Origin of the sequence: Calothrix anomala FACHB-343, assembly GCF_014696435.1 — a bacterium.
Lineage (GTDB): Bacteria > Cyanobacteriota > Cyanobacteriia > Cyanobacteriales > Nostocaceae > Aulosira > Aulosira anomala_A.
In genome coordinates this window covers 124,428-140,785 of the sequence record NZ_JACJQG010000006.1, presented here as the reverse complement: position 1 = coordinate 140,785, position 16,358 = coordinate 124,428, and the positions used below count along the sequence as shown (strand labels likewise).

The window sequence follows — 16,358 nt, the reverse complement described above, 5'->3', positions numbered from 1 at the left end:
TTGTCAATGGTCAAAGAGAATCATAATTGGCGGCCCTTGGGGGTCTTGTTGGAAACGGTCGATCATTTCCTCACGTTGTTTTTTGCTAGTGCTACCATACAAGAAAAATATTTCTCGTCCTAGCTGTTTTTCTAGGTGCGGTTTAAGTAATTTACCCCATTCGGCAAATTGGGTGAAGATTAAAGCGCGATCGCCTTCTGCTATTGCTTCTTCTAGCATTTCGTCCAAGCGCTGAAGTTTACCAGAATTATATTTATCTAGCGAGTCTGCTTTTAAATATTGGGCTGGATGATTGCAGACTTGTTTAAGCTTAATTAATAGAGCTAAAATCATTCCCCGACGTTGCAATCCTGTAGCGGTGTCAATCTCAGATAAAGATTCTTCTACCACTTTCTGATAAAGCGTCGCTTGTTCGGGGCTAAGTCCGCAAAATACAGTCATTTCTTGCTTTTCTGGCAAGTCTTGAATAATATCTTTATCTGTTTTCAGTCGCCGCAGAATAAAGGGTTGAACTAGGGAACGCAATTGATTTAAAGAAGCGGAATCGCCATACTTTTCAATCGGCATTGCAAACCGTCTTTGAAAGAATTGCTTATTCCCCAAATAACCGGGATTGAGAAAATCTAAAATAGACCAAAGTTCTTGCAGTCTATTTTCTACTGGCGTACCTGTTAAAGCGATACGAAATGTTGCTTCTAATTGTCTAACTGCTTGGGATTGTTTAGCATCAGAGTTTTTCACATTCTGGGCTTCATCCAATACTATGGCTTGCCAATCAACCGTCTGCAATGATTTGAGGTCGCGGTGAATTAATGAGTAACTGGTGACGACTATATTGTATTTTTTTGCTGTTTCTGTAAATGTCTTACCTTTAGGACGTTTATCACCGTGATATTGTAAAATTTTGATTGTGGGTGCAAATTTTTTCACTTCTCTTTCCCAATTACCTAATACAGAAGTCGGGCAAACTAGTAGGGTGGGTTTTTCTAGTGCATCCTGTTCTTTGAGGTGTAGTAGAAAGGCGATGAACTGAATGGTTTTACCTAAACCCATGTCGTCTGCGAGACATGCGCCTAAACCCCAACGTTCGAGGAAGGCTAGCCAAGCTGCACCGCGTTGTTGATAAGGTCGCAATTCTCCTTTAAAGTTAGCAGGTGTGGGTAAAGGTGCGATCGCTTGATTATTAGTTAGCGCCCCAATTAATTCTTGTAATGCACCAGAGGCTTCAAAGCTAACTACTGGTAATTTTTCGATGGCTTGGGTATCCCCTGTACTTAAACGCAAAGCATCTTCTAAGGACAAGGACATTTTTTCCTTACGGGAAGCAAAAAAGGACTGGGCGGTTTTAATATCTTGGGGACGTAACTCTACCCACTCGCCGTTGATTTCTACAAGGGGGCTATTTAAGGCTACCAGCCTGTCAAATTGGGCTTTAGAAATTGTTTGTCCGCCAATCGCTAATTTCCATTGAAAATTGAGTAAGCTTTGTAAGCCTAATCGCCCTTGCTGTTGATTTGGGGTTTCGGCGGTAATTTTTAAGCCTAAACGGTTTGCCCAGCCTTCCCGGTTTGCTAAACTCGCTGGTAAAACCACGCCTAAACCGCTATCTTCTAAGCGCCAAGCTACAGATTTAATAAAATCGTAAGCCTGTATGGGGTTGAGACTCAAAGATTCGGGATATTCTGTTTCTAAACTGGGCGCGATCGCGGGATATAATCGCGAAGCTAACCCCAAACCGCGCATAAAAGTTTCCTGGGGTTGTTCGATGGTGCGATTTTGATAAACTAATTGCTCAACAGGATGTTGCCAAATTGTTGCTGCATCGACTAGAAACGCTGGATCGTCCGCAGCTTGGAGATAATATATTAATTTCCATGCCGATTCTCCCGCTTCAGGCGATCGCAATTCAAAACAAGTCCGAAATAAAGCTTTATGAGTTAATTGATATTGTAGCGGCAAAGTCCAAGCTGTTAATGCGGCTTGCAGTCTTTCTACACCAATTGCATCTGCATTAATTGTTGGCGATTCAGTCGTTAAACCTTGCAACCACTGACGCACTCCAGCAGGTAACGCCGCCATCATTCTCGGTTCAATTATTGCTTGAGAACCTAACATTTCTCGCACTTGTACATCAATTGTACTGTTGAGAAATCCTAAAATTAATTCCTGCGGCGGTAAAGGTAAGTCTACATATAATTGAGATGGGGTAAATTCTTCAGACTCAATTGCTGTTTGATATGTCCGACAACCTAAAGGCATTAACTGAGAGAATTTTTCTAATCTTGTACCATCTACCGCACTATCTAAAAGTACTTGCCAGCTAGCAATTAATTTATCAGTTTCTCGTTGAATTATAGGCAAGAACTTAGAACGAGAAATTAAATCTAAACTCCATCTAGCTACCTGCGACCAAAAGCGTAAATCTCCACTTATAAATGCATCCTTGCCGCTAATATTACTTAATGGAAGAGAAGCTAAAAATTTGATAGCAACACTAGGCTGAAGACAAAAACCCTCGACTTTCCAAGGATGTAGATATGGTTGGGAATCTATTGACTCAACAGCAGAATGTATAGGCGAAATACTATTTACTGATATTTGAGTTGGTAAAGCAATAATTTGCGCTTGGCTGGGTAAAGGTACTTCTTTGACTGCTGTACTTTGACGTTTGCGTCCCGCAGTAACAGCTACTTGCGGCTGTTGGATAAAGTTAGCAATTTTCAGGTTACGGGAACTTAACCATTCACTTAACTCCTGTGCTGTCATCGCCAAGGGATGTGATGGTATCTCAGCGTCACTAATATCAGCATTTACCTGTGCAGAACGCCAAGTTTCTCCCCAAATAAATAAACAGTTATTTTGTTTTTTATTTAACCAAATCCCGTGTAAAATTGCCATTTTCCAACTACCGATACGCTACTAATTTGTTTACAGCCAACAATAATTAATTCGTAAATATATGTCTTTTCGTAACAATAAGTTTATGATTTTATGAGAAATCACTATATATTTACATATTTTGCTTTCTAAATCTCTTAAAAACTCCTATTTCATTAACTGACTCATCTAATAAATCTTGGCGTCCTTGGCGTCCTTGGCGGTTCAATCCATTAAAATTATTGGGCATTTTGCACATCTATATACAATTTTATCCTTACAAAATATAATAATATTTACTATTATGAATAGTCATAAATTAAATTCTTGATAAATGCAACTTCCCATAACTCAACAAACAAAAAATGGCATAAAAGTAGAACTAGATTACATGCATCCGCAAGAACAGGAGGTAGTCAGGGCATTACTCAATCTAGTCATTCTTGAAGGGAAAACCTATCAGCAAAAGCAACCCTTGTCACCAGCAGAATTTGCAGCTTACTGGTTGAATCAGGACGCCTTTGTTGTTAGGGCTGTTGAGCCGGGTACTACACACAAACCCAAAGATATATTAGGGGCATTTTATTTAAAACCCAACTTTCCCGGTCGGTGTAGCCATATTTGCAACGCTGGTTTTATTGTACAACCAGCCGCGCGGGGTCAAGGCATAGGACGGTTGATGGGAGAGTCGATGTTAGCGATCGCAGCTCAATTAGGCTACGAAGCAGTCATGTTTAATTTGGTCTTTGAAACTAATATACCGTCAATTAACCTGTGGCAAACATTGGGTTTTGAGATTATCGGCCGCATTCCCCAAGCCGCCAAACTAGCCGACGGGCAAACGGTCGGGGCATTAATGATGTATCGTGCCTTAAGTTGACAAGGTTGTTTATAAAACTTTCCGATATGCACTATATCCCTGTGTCTTTAGACCGGGGATATAGTGCCAACGGCAATTTTAATTGCGGTCAATCTTTGGCTTTGGCAGTTTAGAAATATACTTTCTGAGCAAATCAGCCATAGAAGATCCCTGCTTCTGTGCCTCCTGCTGTAGTTGCATCAGTTCGTATTGAGATAAGCGAATTTCGAGTCTTTTAGTCCTTGAAATATACGGCGGATTGTACGTACTATTTAAATATAGAGTACAGGCTGAAAAACCGCTAGCACGTGACTATACAAACCTGGGGTGTCTCCACACGACTGGCTAGAAAGTAGTAATGCTCGGTGGGTAGGGAAAGTCCACCTGAAAAACCCAGTCGTAACCTAACAAGTTGCGCGTGAACCTAGAAAAGAAAACAACTTCAAACACAATGTATCCTGGGGCACAGGAGAACATAGGGAAAAGAGAGAAACAGACTCTTAAGACACTCTCGGTAAAGTACCTGAAAGCTTGGGGACAGATGCCCTCTAGGTCTTTTGTGAATTGGCTCGGCATTTCGTACAGTAGTAGCGGATGCTTGGTTAAGTACTGCCCGTGTACTAACAGCGTTGGGAATAGGGACACAAAGGTTTACGGCTTGCTGGACGAACCAAGAATCCCCTGCCTTTCCGATTAAATGAGCATAGCGAAATTTAATCAGGTAGAGGAATGTCAACTTTGTATGTACCTGAAGCCAGCTAGAGGGCATAAATGTTAGGATTGCCACAGAGAGAGAATAGCGTGCATAGAAGGAAAAAAAACTGAATGACAGAAGTTGATAAGTCAATATCCTTTGACGGACGGGATATTCGACTGAAGGTAGGCCTGCTAGCACCCCAAGCTGGTGGGTCAGTTTTGATACAATCGGGGGATACAGCTGTTTTGGTGACGGCTACGCGATCGCAAGCCAGAGAAGGCATTGATTTTCTTCCCCTCACAGTAGATTACGAAGAAAGACTGTATGCTGCGGGTAGGATTCCCGGCGGGATCATGCGGCGTGAAGGTCGTCCCCCAGAAAAAACAATTCTTACTAGCCGTCTGATAGACCGTCCCCTGCGTCCTTTGTTCCCTTCATGGTTGCGGGATGACTTGCAAGTTGTCGCTTTGACGTTGTCAATGGATGAGCAAGTACCGCCCGATGTGCTCGCTGTTACAGGTGCTTCAATTGCTACCTTGATTGCCCAAATTCCTTTTAACGGCCCAATGGCAGCAGTTAGAGTAGGCTTAGTAGGTGATGATTTTGTCATTAACCCTACCTACGCAGAAATTGAAGCCGGCGATTTGGATCTGGTGGTTGCGGGTTCGCCAGATGGGGTAATTATGGTGGAAGCGGGAGCCAATCAGTTGCCAGAACGCGATATTATCGAGGCGATTGATTTTGGCTACGAAGCTGTTAGGGATTTAATCCAGGCGCAACTAGATTTAGTTCAAGAACTCGGTCTAGAAATTGTCAAAGGCGAACCGCCAGAAGTAGACCCAACTTTAGACCAGTTTATTAGCGATCGCGCTAGTGCAGAAATTAAGAAAATTCTCGCGCAGTTTGAATTAACTAAGCCAGAGCGAGATGCAGCTTTGGATGTCGTTAAGGAAAGTATAGCGAATGCGATCGCGGAACTTCCCGAAGAAGATCCCATCCGCCTAGCCACAACCGCTAACAGCAAAGCCCTTGGTAACACCTTTAAAGAAATTACCAAGCACTTCATGCGCCGTCAAATCGTCGAAGACAACGTTCGGGTTGATGGGCGGAAACTTGACGAAGTGCGTCCTGTTTCTTGTTTAGTTGATGTTCTACCTAAGCGAGTTCACGGAAGTGGCTTGTTTAATCGGGGACTCACCCAAGTATTATCTGCCTGTACCTTGGGTACACCTGGCGACGCCCAAAACCTCAATGATGACCTGCAAACAGACCAATCCAAACGCTATTTGCACCATTACAACTTCCCACCCTTCTCCGTTGGCGAAACTAAGCCCATGCGCGCCCCCGGTAGACGGGAAATTGGTCACGGTGCTTTAGCAGAGCGGGCACTGTTACCAGTGCTACCACCGAAAGAACAATTCCCTTACGTAATTCGCGTAGTATCGGAAGTACTTTCTTCCAACGGTTCCACTTCAATGGGTTCCGTATGTGGTTCCACCCTCGCCTTAATGGATGCTGGCGTACCGATTATCAAGCCTGTTAGCGGTGCAGCGATGGGTCTGATTAAAGAAGGCGATGAAGTCCGGGTTCTCACGGATATTCAAGGTATCGAAGACTTTTTAGGCGACATGGACTTTAAAGTCGCGGGTACAGATTCGGGGATTACAGCCTTACAAATGGATATGAAAATCTCCGGTTTGTCCTTGGATATTATCGCCCAAGCTATCCATCAAGCGAAATCGGCAAGGTTGCACATTTTAGATAAAATGCTGCAAACCATCGACCAACCCCGCACGGAAACCTCACCTTATGCCCCACGCTTGCTCACCATTAAGATCGATCCTGACATGATTGGTCTAGTGATTGGCCCTGGCGGTAAGACAATTAAAGGCATCACCGAAGAAACTGGTGCCAAAATTGACATCGAAGATGATGGCACCGTCACGATTTCTGCTGTGGATGAAAGCAAGGCCAAGAGAGCGAGAAATATCGTCCAAGGCATGACCCGTAAATTACACGAAGGTGATGTTTACGTGGGTCGCGTGACTCGAATTATACCCATAGGCGCGTTCGTGGAATTTTTGCCTGGTAAAGAAGGTATGATTCACATCTCTCAACTCGCAGACTACCGTGTAGGCAAAGTTGAGGATGAAGTAGCTGTTGGTGATGAAGTGATTGTCAAAGTGCGCGAGATTGACAACAAAGGTCGAATTAATCTCACACGTTTAGGTATCCATCCTGACCAAGCAGCTGCAGCGCGGGAAGCAGCAGCAGTTAATCGTTAAAACGATTGAGGATTTTAGATTGAATCTAAAATCCGCGATGCCTTAGGGCAAGGCATCGCTGTGTGCTTCTCTCATTCAGTCGTAGGATTAAAATTGCGGCGACATATCATTCACGACAGGTTAAGACTCAATTAGTTTTGTCATTTAGTAGTGACGCGATTAAGGCGATTAGGGGTTAGGTAAAAATTAAATATTTTTGGACGGTCTCAGTGAGAATGAGTGATGCTTTTTTAGTTAGGTGTAGAAGTAGAGTGACTTTTAGCCTTTAGCAGCACAAAAACGAAAAATTCTGTTTACTGTCCCCGATTTCGTTAATAATTTCAGCAATATTACTGATTGACAAATTGCCGATAATCTTAACCTGTCAAGAATGCATCTCAGCGAGCGAGCATAGTTGAGAGATGAGGTGTTAACTGACCTTGTTGGGGAAAATTCCCTGTACAAAAAGTTAACAGAGCAAATCTGGACTCCAGAAGATAGACTAAACTAGTTATTTGTGAATGTAGTTTTGTAAAATCTTGATGGTTAACTGTTTTATGCTAACCAGACTTTCAGCAGATGTTTATAGGATGAGCGCCACACCGACTGTAGCACCAACAAAGTCTACTCAAGTTGTGCGCAAGCAGTATCCCAATTACAAAGTGATTGTGCTAAATGATGACTTTAATACATTTCAGCATGTAGCTGAGTGTCTGATGAAGTATATCCCCGGAATGACTAGCGACCATGCTTGGGATTTAACTAACCAAGTACATTTTGAAGGTCAAGCGATTGTCTGGGTAGGGCCCCAAGAACCAGCAGAACTATATCACCAACAACTACGACGGGCGGGTTTGACAATGGCTCCTCTAGAGGCAGCTTAACTATAATGGGCAAACCCAATGATGGTAGACTAGTCTGGAATCACTCGACCCACATCGATGGACTCATCCCAATTTTAGAGCGCCTGTGTCAGCAACCAGGAATTCAAACTGTGACACCAGGCGTAATTGGCCGAGTTAAAGGTCATGCTCCCAAAATGCAATTGCGTGTGTCTGTACCGATTCGTGGCGGTTATAAAGTAATCGCCCGACAAGGTAAGACAGTGCAAGAAGTTTTTATTTTGACCACTTTAGATCAAAATAGTCTGTTAGAAGCGATCGCGATCGCCATGAAACTTTGATCGTGCCAACGGTTAATAGTCCATAGTCTATAGTCCATCGGTCATCGACTATGCACTGTTTATCTAGTCTTCGACTTGATGTACTGCAAATCTGTTTAAAGGCAAACTGAGAATACAAGAAAACGTTAAAAAATATGACAAAGCTGTAGTAATTTTCAAAGTCATGAGCATCGGTTCCCAGCTAGGTAGCATGACTTTTTCTACGCCAAAAGCAACACAGTAAACTAGCCAGTAAGAAAAGCTCATTCTCAATAAAATCTCTTCTGTTTCTTCTAATTCATTTTTTTGTGTTTGCTGCTTACTGTCCCATAGTAACAACAGACCAACAATACAAGCCACAAAGGAAACAGCAACTACAAATTCGTGACAAAATATATTTACCGAATGCATTTGTCTCGATCCCAATCTTTCTGCAATTGAGATTCAGTCTAAAGGAATAGTCCTTGGGGTTGCACAAAATAGTTACAAACTGCAATAGTGTAGGAAATCTTTTGTAAAAAAACTCAACAATTATCGCGATCGTCTGGGACTTTGTGATGTCAAGTACCATCACTCAAGCATCTTACGCCGTGTAGACGATTGATATCTTTAAGTCATTTCTCAATAAAAATTTATGGATAAAAATTTAATTATTGACGTTGGTATCCCTAGAGGTCAGGATACAGAATTTTACCTAAAAAAGGTTTTAAAGTTGTTAGTGTTGAGGCGAATTCTGAAGTTTATCAATCTACCAAGCAAGGATTAAATTCATATTGTTTATGGTAATCTCATAACTGCGATCGCTATTTATCTAGGACTTACGCACCGAACAACAAAACCCTCACAAGGATGGTCAAAAGTCAAAAGTCAATGGTCAAAATTCATGTTTTTGGACTATGGACTATTGACCATTGACAAAAAGCATGAAAAATATCTGACACTGCGTAAGTCCTATTATTATAGAATCGTAGTTGAAAAGCTGACGACAGAATAACTAGATGCTTTTCATGCAGACTATTCCGTAGCTACTTGTCTTATAGCTGAAAAATTAAGCTAAATCTTCTGTAAAATAATGGTAGATTTTCCCTCTCAATCTTCTGATTCAAACCCGGAGCAATCCTCATTATGAGTCCTATTAATTTTGACATAAATCCAGAAATATCTGTGATTTTATGTACATACAATCGCGCCCAGTATTTAAACAACGCTATTAATAGCGTCATTAACCAAAGCTTTACAGATTGGGAATTGATTATAGTTGATGATGGCAGTCAAGATAGTAGTTTTGAAATTGTCAATTCCTACCTAGAAAAATTTAATAATATTCGGTATCTAAAACATAAAAATAAAAAACTAGGTTATTCCAAAAATGCTGGAATTCAGGCATCTTTTGGTAAATATATTACGTTTATTGATAGCGATGATGTTTATAAAACTAATCATCTAGAATCAAGAATAGCATATATGAAAGCCAACCCAGAACTTGACTTAATTGAAGGTGGGTTTGTCGCTGATGACAACATTTTTTTTGAAGATTATTTTCAACCAGGAAAAATAATTAATCTGCGAGACTGCATTTTAGGTCCAACTTTTTTTGGCAAGCGATACGTCTATTTTGAGTTACAAGGATTTAAGAATCTTCACTTTGCAGAGGATACAGAATTTTGGGACAGAGCAGAAAAAATTTTTAAAACTCAAAAACTAGAAGAACCGCAAACTTATATTTATACAAGAGCAGAAGATAGCATTACTAAGACCGTTTATAAAGATATTTCCCCATCTAGTTAACTACTGGACATGATAATTAATATTATTTCCTCAATCAGGAGTTTCTTGGGCGAATTTATTGCTTCTCCTCGACGGCTTTCAATTATCGCCTTTGCCTTTTGTTTATGTCTAGTATTTTTATCTAGTTGTCAAAGTCCAGTCAAGAAAGATAATAATGTAATTCATGTGACACTTTGGCAAGGAATCAATCCACCAGTAAATCGGGAAGTATTTCAAAAACTGGTAGCTAAATTTAATCAGACTCATACTGATGTTCAGGTAGATTCTATTTTTGCTGGCGGATATGAACAACAATTACCAAAAATATTAGCAGCATTTGTTGGTAATTCATCTCCAGATATTTTGGCGTTTTATCCGCAAATTACGGGACAATTAGTAGAATTAGGGGCTGTGAAATCTTTAGATGATTGGTTGGAAAAATTGCCCATCAAATCAGAAATTAATCCTAATTCCCTGGAAGAATTGAAATTAGACGGTCACCTGTGGTCAGCCCCACTTTATACTAGCAATATTGGCATTTTTTACCGTCCTAAGCTGTTTAAAGCTGGGGGAATTACAGAAACTCCTAAGACTTGGGAAGAATTACGAAAAGTTGCCAAAAAATTGACAATAGATAGCAATGGTGACAAGCGACCAGAACAGTACGGGATGTTATTACCCTTAGGTAAAGCAGAATGGACTGTTTTTAGTTGGTTTCCCTTCTTATTGAGTGCTGGGGGAGAAGTTGTCACAAATAACCGACCCAATTTAACCAATCCTGGAGCTATTAAGGCTTTAAAATTTTGGCAAGATTTGATGAAAGATGGTTCTGCTACTCTTTCTCCACCAGAACGAGGTTATGAAGAGGATGCTTTTATTACCGGTCGTGTAGCGATGCAAATTACAGGCCCCTGGACTTTTATTACTAAATCAAATGTTGATTATAGTGTATTTCCCATCCCGGCAAATGTGAATCAAGCTACAGTGATTGGCGCGGCGAATTTGTTTGTGATGAAGACTACACCAGAAAGAGAAAAAGCTGCACTCAAGTTTTTAGAGTATGTTGTAGGTGAAGAATTTCAAAGAGAATTTAGTATTGGTACAGGTTTTTTACCTGTGAACATGAAAGCATCTGAAAGTGAAGTTTATCAGCAATATCTCAAACAAAAACCTTGGTTAAAAGTGTTTTTTGAGCAGATGCAGACAGCATCTATGCGGCCTACTATTGCTGGTTATAGTCGTCTTTCTGATAGTTTAGGTAGAGCAATTGAGTCTACATTAATGGGTAAATCAACTGCGGAAGTCGCCCTAAAAAAGGAGCAAGAGCGGTTAGATTTAATTTGGGGTAATTAGTCAGTTGTTAGAGACGCGATTAATCGCGTCTGTACAATTGTCAACCGTCAACAAAAAACTTTACTCTGTTATACCTAACCTATCTAAAATAAAGGCGTATTCAAAAGCTAGTTCGCGTAAGCTTTCATAACGTCCAGATGCGCCGCTATGTCCTGCACCCATGTTGGTTTTTAATAGGAGAATATTGTTATCTGTTTTGAGTTCTCTGAGTTTAGCTGTCCATTTTGCTGGCTCCCAATATTTAACGCGAGAATCATTTAAACCGGCGGTAATTAACATATCTGGGTAATCTTTCGCCTCAACGTTATCGTAGGGCGAATAAGATTTCATGTATTCGTAATACACTGGATCGTTGGGATTACCCCATTCTTCCCATTCCATTGCTGATAGGGGTAAGGAAGTGTCTAGAATTGTCGTGACTATATCGACAAAGGGAACGTGAGCAACTACTGCTTTGAATAATTCAGGACGCAGATTCACAACGGCTCCCATTAATAAACCACCAGCACTACCGCCTGTAATAATTAGGCGATCGCTCGCTGTCCAATTTTCTTGGATTAAATACTCAGCACAGGCGATAAAATCTGTAAAGGTGTTCTTTTTCTGTAAAAATTTCCCGTCTTCATACCATTGTCGTCCCATTTCCTCGCCACCCCGGATATGCGCAATGGCAAAAATTACACCTCTGTCTAACAATGTCAGACGATTTGAGGAAAAGGTAGCCGGGTAAGAAGAACCGTAAGCACCGTAACCTGTTAGTAGCAGGGGATTTGTACTGTCTTTTTTAATTCCTCGTTTATAAACAATGGAAATGGGAACTTTTGTACCATCTTCAGCAGTAGCCATTAGCCATTCGCTTTGATATTGGGTTCTGTCGTAACCTCCCAATACTTCGGTTTCTTTTTGCAACTCCCGCTCATGTGTTTCCATGTTGTAGTCGAAAACAGATTGGGGGGTAATAAATGAGGTGTAATGGAAACGTAAAATATTTGTCTTAAATTCTGGGTTACTACCTTCGTAAAATTCATAGGTAGGTTCAGGAAAAGTAATATTACTTTCTTTACCCGTCGCTAGGTTTCTGATTCTGGCAGTTTCTAAACCACCTTTTCGTTCATAAATTACTAAATGATTGGCAAATAAACTAATTCCCGATAATAATACATCTGCTTGATGAGGAATTACAGTTTGCCAATTTTCTTTACTGGGTGCAGTTACTAATGTTTTGACTAATTTAAAATTGGTAGCTTCATCGTTAGTTACAATATAAAAGTAATCGCTGTGATGATCGACTTCATATTCCATCCCTGTAGTGCGGGGATGAATTAACTGCCAATCGCCGTCAGGATGATTTGCATCTAAATAATGTACTTCTGTGGTGATGCTGCTTCTTAACAGCATGAAAATATAAGCTTGACTGCGGGTTTTATCTACATATAAATGGTAAATATCATCAAGTTCTTCATAAATTAATACATCGTCTTCGACATCAGTTCCTAAAGTATGGCGTAATAGCTGATAAGGACGATTAGCATCATCAAGTGTAGTATAAAATATTGTTTGATTATCGTTAGCCCAAGCCACAGAAAAATAAGTATCTGGAATAGTTTCGGCGGCTAATTCACGAGTATTTAAATCTAAAAAATACAGCGTATATTGCTCAGAGCCACAGGTATCAACTGAGTAAGCTAAAATTTGATGATTGGGACTAATCTCAAATACACCTAAGCTAAAAAACTCATGTCCTTTGGCGAGTTCATTTTCATCTAACAGTACTTCTTCTGCGGCTTCTAAACTACCGTATTTGCGGCAATAAATCGGATAATCTTTACCTTCTTCTGTACGGATATAATAGTAGTATTCATCTTTGCGGTATGGCACTGAAAGGTCAGTTTCTTTAATCCGTGCCAACATTTCCTGATAAAGTTTAGTTTGCAGCGATCGCGTGTGTTGCATCATCGCTGCGGTATAAGTATTTTCGGCTTCTAAATAAGCAATAACTTGGGGATTTTCATCATCCCGCAGCCAAAAGTAGTTGTCAATGCGGCGATCGCCATGTAACTCCAACTCCTCTGGCTGTTTGTTGGCAACTGGTGGTTTAGTAATATTGGGTACAAAATTATCCTGAGACATGATCGATGATCGGCAGCAATTGACTGCTTAGTAAGCTTAAGATGAGCTAGAATTTACAGATTTGGGGTTTTGCTTTCTTTTTAAAGTACACAAGCCAATTGCGGGAATAAATCCCAGAATAAAAGCTGTAAATCCTTGCCCATTCCAATACAATATCGAAGTCCGGCTAGCTTCGGGAATAAAATTTTGCAATAAAGAAAGCAGCCAAATTAAAGTACTGATGAAGAAGAAGCAAACGGCTGGAAGAAAATTCCACCACCAACAGTTGAGGGTATAGCGCCGCAACACTAGCCACTGACAAAATCCCAGCCAAACGCCAGAAATAATATAAGCCAGTGTAGATAAACCACCGACAATCACCACAGCTTCCGGAGGGAAATTTTCGTTAAAGGATGCAGCAATAGAGTTGATATAGTTAATCCAGCCTGTAGAGACGCTGCTCGCAATTTGCCAACCGATGGTGGTAGCTAGTAACCACCACCAACCGGGGATATAGGTACGAATTACCAGCGCTTGATCGGCGGCGAAAATTAAAGCAAAGACGATGCTGCTGACAAAGCTGACTAAAAAATTCCAGATTTGCGGATCTGGAAGAAAATCTGGTGATAATTGATTGAGCAGATTTTCCGCAGCTATACTAGCAAAGCCACCTACAACCCATCCCAAACAGGTGATGCAGGTAAACTTAATCAGGAAATTTTGAGTTTGAGAACGCGGGATCAAAAACTTTCCAAGTTTGGTAGCGTTCTGATTTGCTGGAGCAGGAGCGGAAGTTGGGGAATCAGCTGACATATAACTGATATATAAAGTTAAGTTAAGCAGAGACTAATACCGCTTGAGAAAAATTAAAAGTCAAAAGACTTTGATTTTCGGCTGTTGCAGGTTCTCAATGATGGAATGATTGAGTTGGCATCTCTTAGGTGAGATAGCTTCCTGAAAAAGCGTAATCTCGGAATGATAAGCTAAACAGTGGCATAAAAAAGTGACTTAGGATGAAGTGTTAAATGGGTGTTTCCTCAACAGCTCCTAGACTCCTCATGGCAGCTCGCGGTGAAATAGTAGACCGTCCTCCTGTATGGATGATGCGGCAAGCGGGAAGATACATGAAAGCATATCGAGATTTAAGGGAGAAGTATCCTTCTTTCCGCGATCGCTCAGAAATTCCCGAAGTAGCAATTGAGGTATCCCTACAGCCTTGGAGAGCCTTTCAACCAGACGGGGTAATTTTATTCTCCGACATTGTAACGCCATTGCCTGGTTTAGGCATTGACATGGACATTGCTGAAGGTAAAGGGCCAATTATTCACTCGCCCATTCGCACTCAAGAACAAGTTGATAACCTGCGTCCCTTCGAGCCTGAAGCATCCCTGCCGTTTATCAAAACCATATTGCAGGCATTGCGTCAAGAGGTAGGGAATGAATCAACGGTATTAGGCTTTGTCGGTGCGCCTTGGACATTAGCTGCTTACGCAGTCGAGGGTAAAGGTTCTAAAACCTACTCGATTATCAAGAATATGGCGTTTTCTGACCCGACAATTCTGCATCAGTTTTTAGCAAAACTCGCAGATGCGATCGCTGTTTACGCCCGCTACCAAATTGACTGTGGCGCTCAAGTTGTGCAAATGTTTGACTCTTGGGCTGGTCAATTAAGTCCTCAAGATTATGACACCTTTGCCCTTCCCTATCAAAAACGGGTGTTTGAACAAGTCAAACAAACCCATCCCGATACACCGTTAATTTTGCTGGTTAGCGGTAGTGCTGGTGTATTAGAGAGAATGGCAAAATCTGGTGCAGATGTTGTGACTGTAGACTGGGCTGTAGATATGGCAGATGCTAGAGCCAGATTGGGTAAACACGTGAAAGTACAGGGAAATCTTGACCCTGGTGTATTATTTGGTTCTAAAGCGTTTATCCGCGATCGCATTCTCGATACCGTTCGCAAAGCTGGTAATTGGGGTCATATTCTTAACCTCGGTCATGGTGTACTACCAGAAACTCCAGAAGAAAATGTCGCTTTCTTCTTTGAAACCGCAAAGCAACTGAATGTATTGGTTTAGTCAGTTGTTAGAGACGCGATTAATCGCGTCTGTACAATCTGCGGTTAATCGCGTACAGTCGTCAGTTGTCAGTTGTTAGTTGATAATTAACAACTGATGATTGACGTATTTATGCTTTTCATTCACTCCTTAATTAATAACTCCATTGGGAACTAAAAATTCATTAGCAGCAACTAATATAAATAAACTTAAATAAATAAAACTTAAAATTATCTATGACCCAGAAACGGATTTTAGTGACTGGTGCAAGTGGTTGTATCGGTCACTACATAGCTGAAGCCTTAATTCAAGAAACAGATTACGAATTATATTTACTAGTTAGGAATCCAAACAAGCTAACAGTTAATACTCAGGGGCGTTCTGGTATCACCGTATTGCAAGGTGATATGTTGCAAATTAACCAGTTTGCTGACTTGCTATCAACAATTGATACTGCGGTGCTAACAGCGACAGCTTGGGGCGGTGAGGAAACATTTAATATTAATGTTAATAAAACACTAGAATTGCTGAAGCTGCTAGATCCAGAAAAATGCCAGCAAGTAATATATTTTTCTACCGCCAGTGTTTTAGATCGCCACAATCAACCCCTCAAAGAAGCTGGGGAAATTGGCACAGATTACGTCAGTTCTAAATATCAGTGTTTACAGCAACTACCAAAATTAGCGATCGCACCAAAAATTACCACTGTTTTTCCTACTGTAGTATTAGGCGGCGATGCTAACAAGCCCTATTCTGCTGTAACATCTGGGATTCCTGAAGTTACAAAATATGTAAATTTAATTAAGTTTTTGCAAGCTGATGGCAGTTTTCACTTTATTCACGGAAAAGATATAGCCACCACAATCCGCTATTTAATAGATAATCCTCCCACAGAACGGGAACCTCGCAGATTTGTATTAGGTCAAGAACAATTAACAGTCAACCAAGCAGTAGAACAAGTCTGTACTTATCTAGGTAAAAAGATATATTTTCGCATTCCTCTATCCCTATCATTAGCAAATTTGATTATTGCTGTCTTCCGCATTCAGATGGCTGCTTGGGATAGATTCTGCATGAATTATCGACATTTCACTTACGATAAAGTTATCAATCCCGCCAGTTTTGGACTACCAAATTACTGTGTAACAATGAGTGATGTGTTGAAAATTAGCGGCGTGAAAAGTGCTGGAGTTCAATCTTAAAAGAGTCATGA

12 protein-coding genes are annotated in these 16,358 nt (G+C 40.8%); 8 read left to right on the top strand and 4 right to left on the bottom strand.

Going from position 1 to position 16,358, the window contains the following annotated elements:
- Positions 1 to 3: 3 nt before the first annotated feature.
- The gene (locus H6G08_RS04970) at positions 4 to 2,898 is read right to left on the bottom strand and encodes a sll1366 family intein-prone helicase (protein WP_190539261.1); all 2,895 of its coding nucleotides are present in this window, start codon (positions 2,896 to 2,898) and stop codon (positions 4 to 6) included.
- A gap of 313 nt (positions 2,899 to 3,211) precedes the next feature.
- Between H6G08_RS04970 and H6G08_RS04965 the strand changes: the two genes are divergently transcribed.
- The 4 genes from H6G08_RS04965 to H6G08_RS04950 all read left to right on the top strand — a co-directional run bounded on the left by H6G08_RS04965 (position 3,212) and on the right by H6G08_RS04950 (position 7,880).
- Entirely contained in the window at positions 3,212 to 3,757 is a 546-nt protein-coding gene (locus tag H6G08_RS04965; RefSeq protein ID WP_190539259.1) for a GNAT family N-acetyltransferase, read from the top strand.
- Between the two features lie 804 nt (positions 3,758 to 4,561).
- The gene (locus H6G08_RS04960; protein WP_190539257.1) at positions 4,562 to 6,718 is read left to right on the top strand and encodes a polyribonucleotide nucleotidyltransferase; all 2,157 of its coding nucleotides are present in this window, start codon (positions 4,562 to 4,564) and stop codon (positions 6,716 to 6,718) included.
- A 536-nt stretch (positions 6,719 to 7,254) separates the two neighbouring features.
- Positions 7,255 to 7,581, top strand: coding sequence for an ATP-dependent Clp protease adapter ClpS (gene clpS / locus H6G08_RS04955; protein WP_096647717.1), 327 nt, complete (start codon positions 7,255 to 7,257; stop codon positions 7,579 to 7,581).
- 5 nt (positions 7,582 to 7,586) lie between these two features.
- Positions 7,587 to 7,880 (top strand): DUF2103 domain-containing protein, encoded by a 294-nt coding sequence (locus H6G08_RS04950; protein WP_096643903.1) that lies wholly within the window; start codon positions 7,587 to 7,589, stop codon positions 7,878 to 7,880.
- 63 nt (positions 7,881 to 7,943) lie between these two features.
- Here the strand turns inward: H6G08_RS04950 and H6G08_RS04945 are convergent, their stop codons facing one another.
- Positions 7,944 to 8,270, bottom strand: a complete 327-nt coding sequence (locus tag H6G08_RS04945) for a hypothetical protein (RefSeq protein WP_190539255.1) — start codon at positions 8,268 to 8,270, stop codon at positions 7,944 to 7,946.
- Positions 8,271 to 8,984: 714 nt separating this feature from the next.
- Between H6G08_RS04945 and H6G08_RS04940 the strand changes: the two genes are divergently transcribed.
- Positions 8,985 to 9,647, top strand: a complete 663-nt coding sequence (locus tag H6G08_RS04940; protein WP_190539254.1) for a glycosyltransferase family 2 protein — start codon at positions 8,985 to 8,987, stop codon at positions 9,645 to 9,647.
- 9 nt (positions 9,648 to 9,656) lie between these two features.
- Complete coding sequence (locus tag H6G08_RS04935) at positions 9,657 to 10,979, top strand: ABC transporter substrate-binding protein (protein ID WP_190539252.1); 1,323 nt, start codon at positions 9,657 to 9,659, stop codon at positions 10,977 to 10,979.
- Positions 10,980 to 11,039: 60 nt separating this feature from the next.
- Here the strand turns inward: H6G08_RS04935 and H6G08_RS04930 are convergent, their stop codons facing one another.
- Both H6G08_RS04930 and H6G08_RS04925 read right to left on the bottom strand, forming a co-directional pair.
- Positions 11,040 to 13,109: a S9 family peptidase gene (locus H6G08_RS04930; protein ID WP_190539250.1), complete on the bottom strand. Its 2,070-nt coding sequence runs from the start codon at positions 13,107 to 13,109 to the stop codon at positions 11,040 to 11,042.
- A 36-nt stretch (positions 13,110 to 13,145) separates the two neighbouring features.
- Positions 13,146 to 13,901: a hypothetical protein gene (locus tag H6G08_RS04925; RefSeq protein ID WP_190539248.1), complete on the bottom strand. Its 756-nt coding sequence runs from the start codon at positions 13,899 to 13,901 to the stop codon at positions 13,146 to 13,148.
- Positions 13,902 to 14,113: 212 nt separating this feature from the next.
- Here H6G08_RS04925 and hemE point away from each other — a divergent pair, with 212 nt between their 5' ends.
- Both hemE and H6G08_RS04915 read left to right on the top strand, forming a co-directional pair.
- Complete coding sequence (hemE, locus tag H6G08_RS04920) at positions 14,114 to 15,166, top strand: uroporphyrinogen decarboxylase (protein ID WP_190539246.1); 1,053 nt, start codon at positions 14,114 to 14,116, stop codon at positions 15,164 to 15,166.
- Positions 15,167 to 15,381: 215 nt separating this feature from the next.
- Positions 15,382 to 16,347 (top strand): NAD-dependent epimerase/dehydratase family protein, encoded by a 966-nt coding sequence (locus H6G08_RS04915; RefSeq protein ID WP_190539244.1) that lies wholly within the window; start codon positions 15,382 to 15,384, stop codon positions 16,345 to 16,347.
- Positions 16,348 to 16,358: the final 11 nt, after the last annotated feature.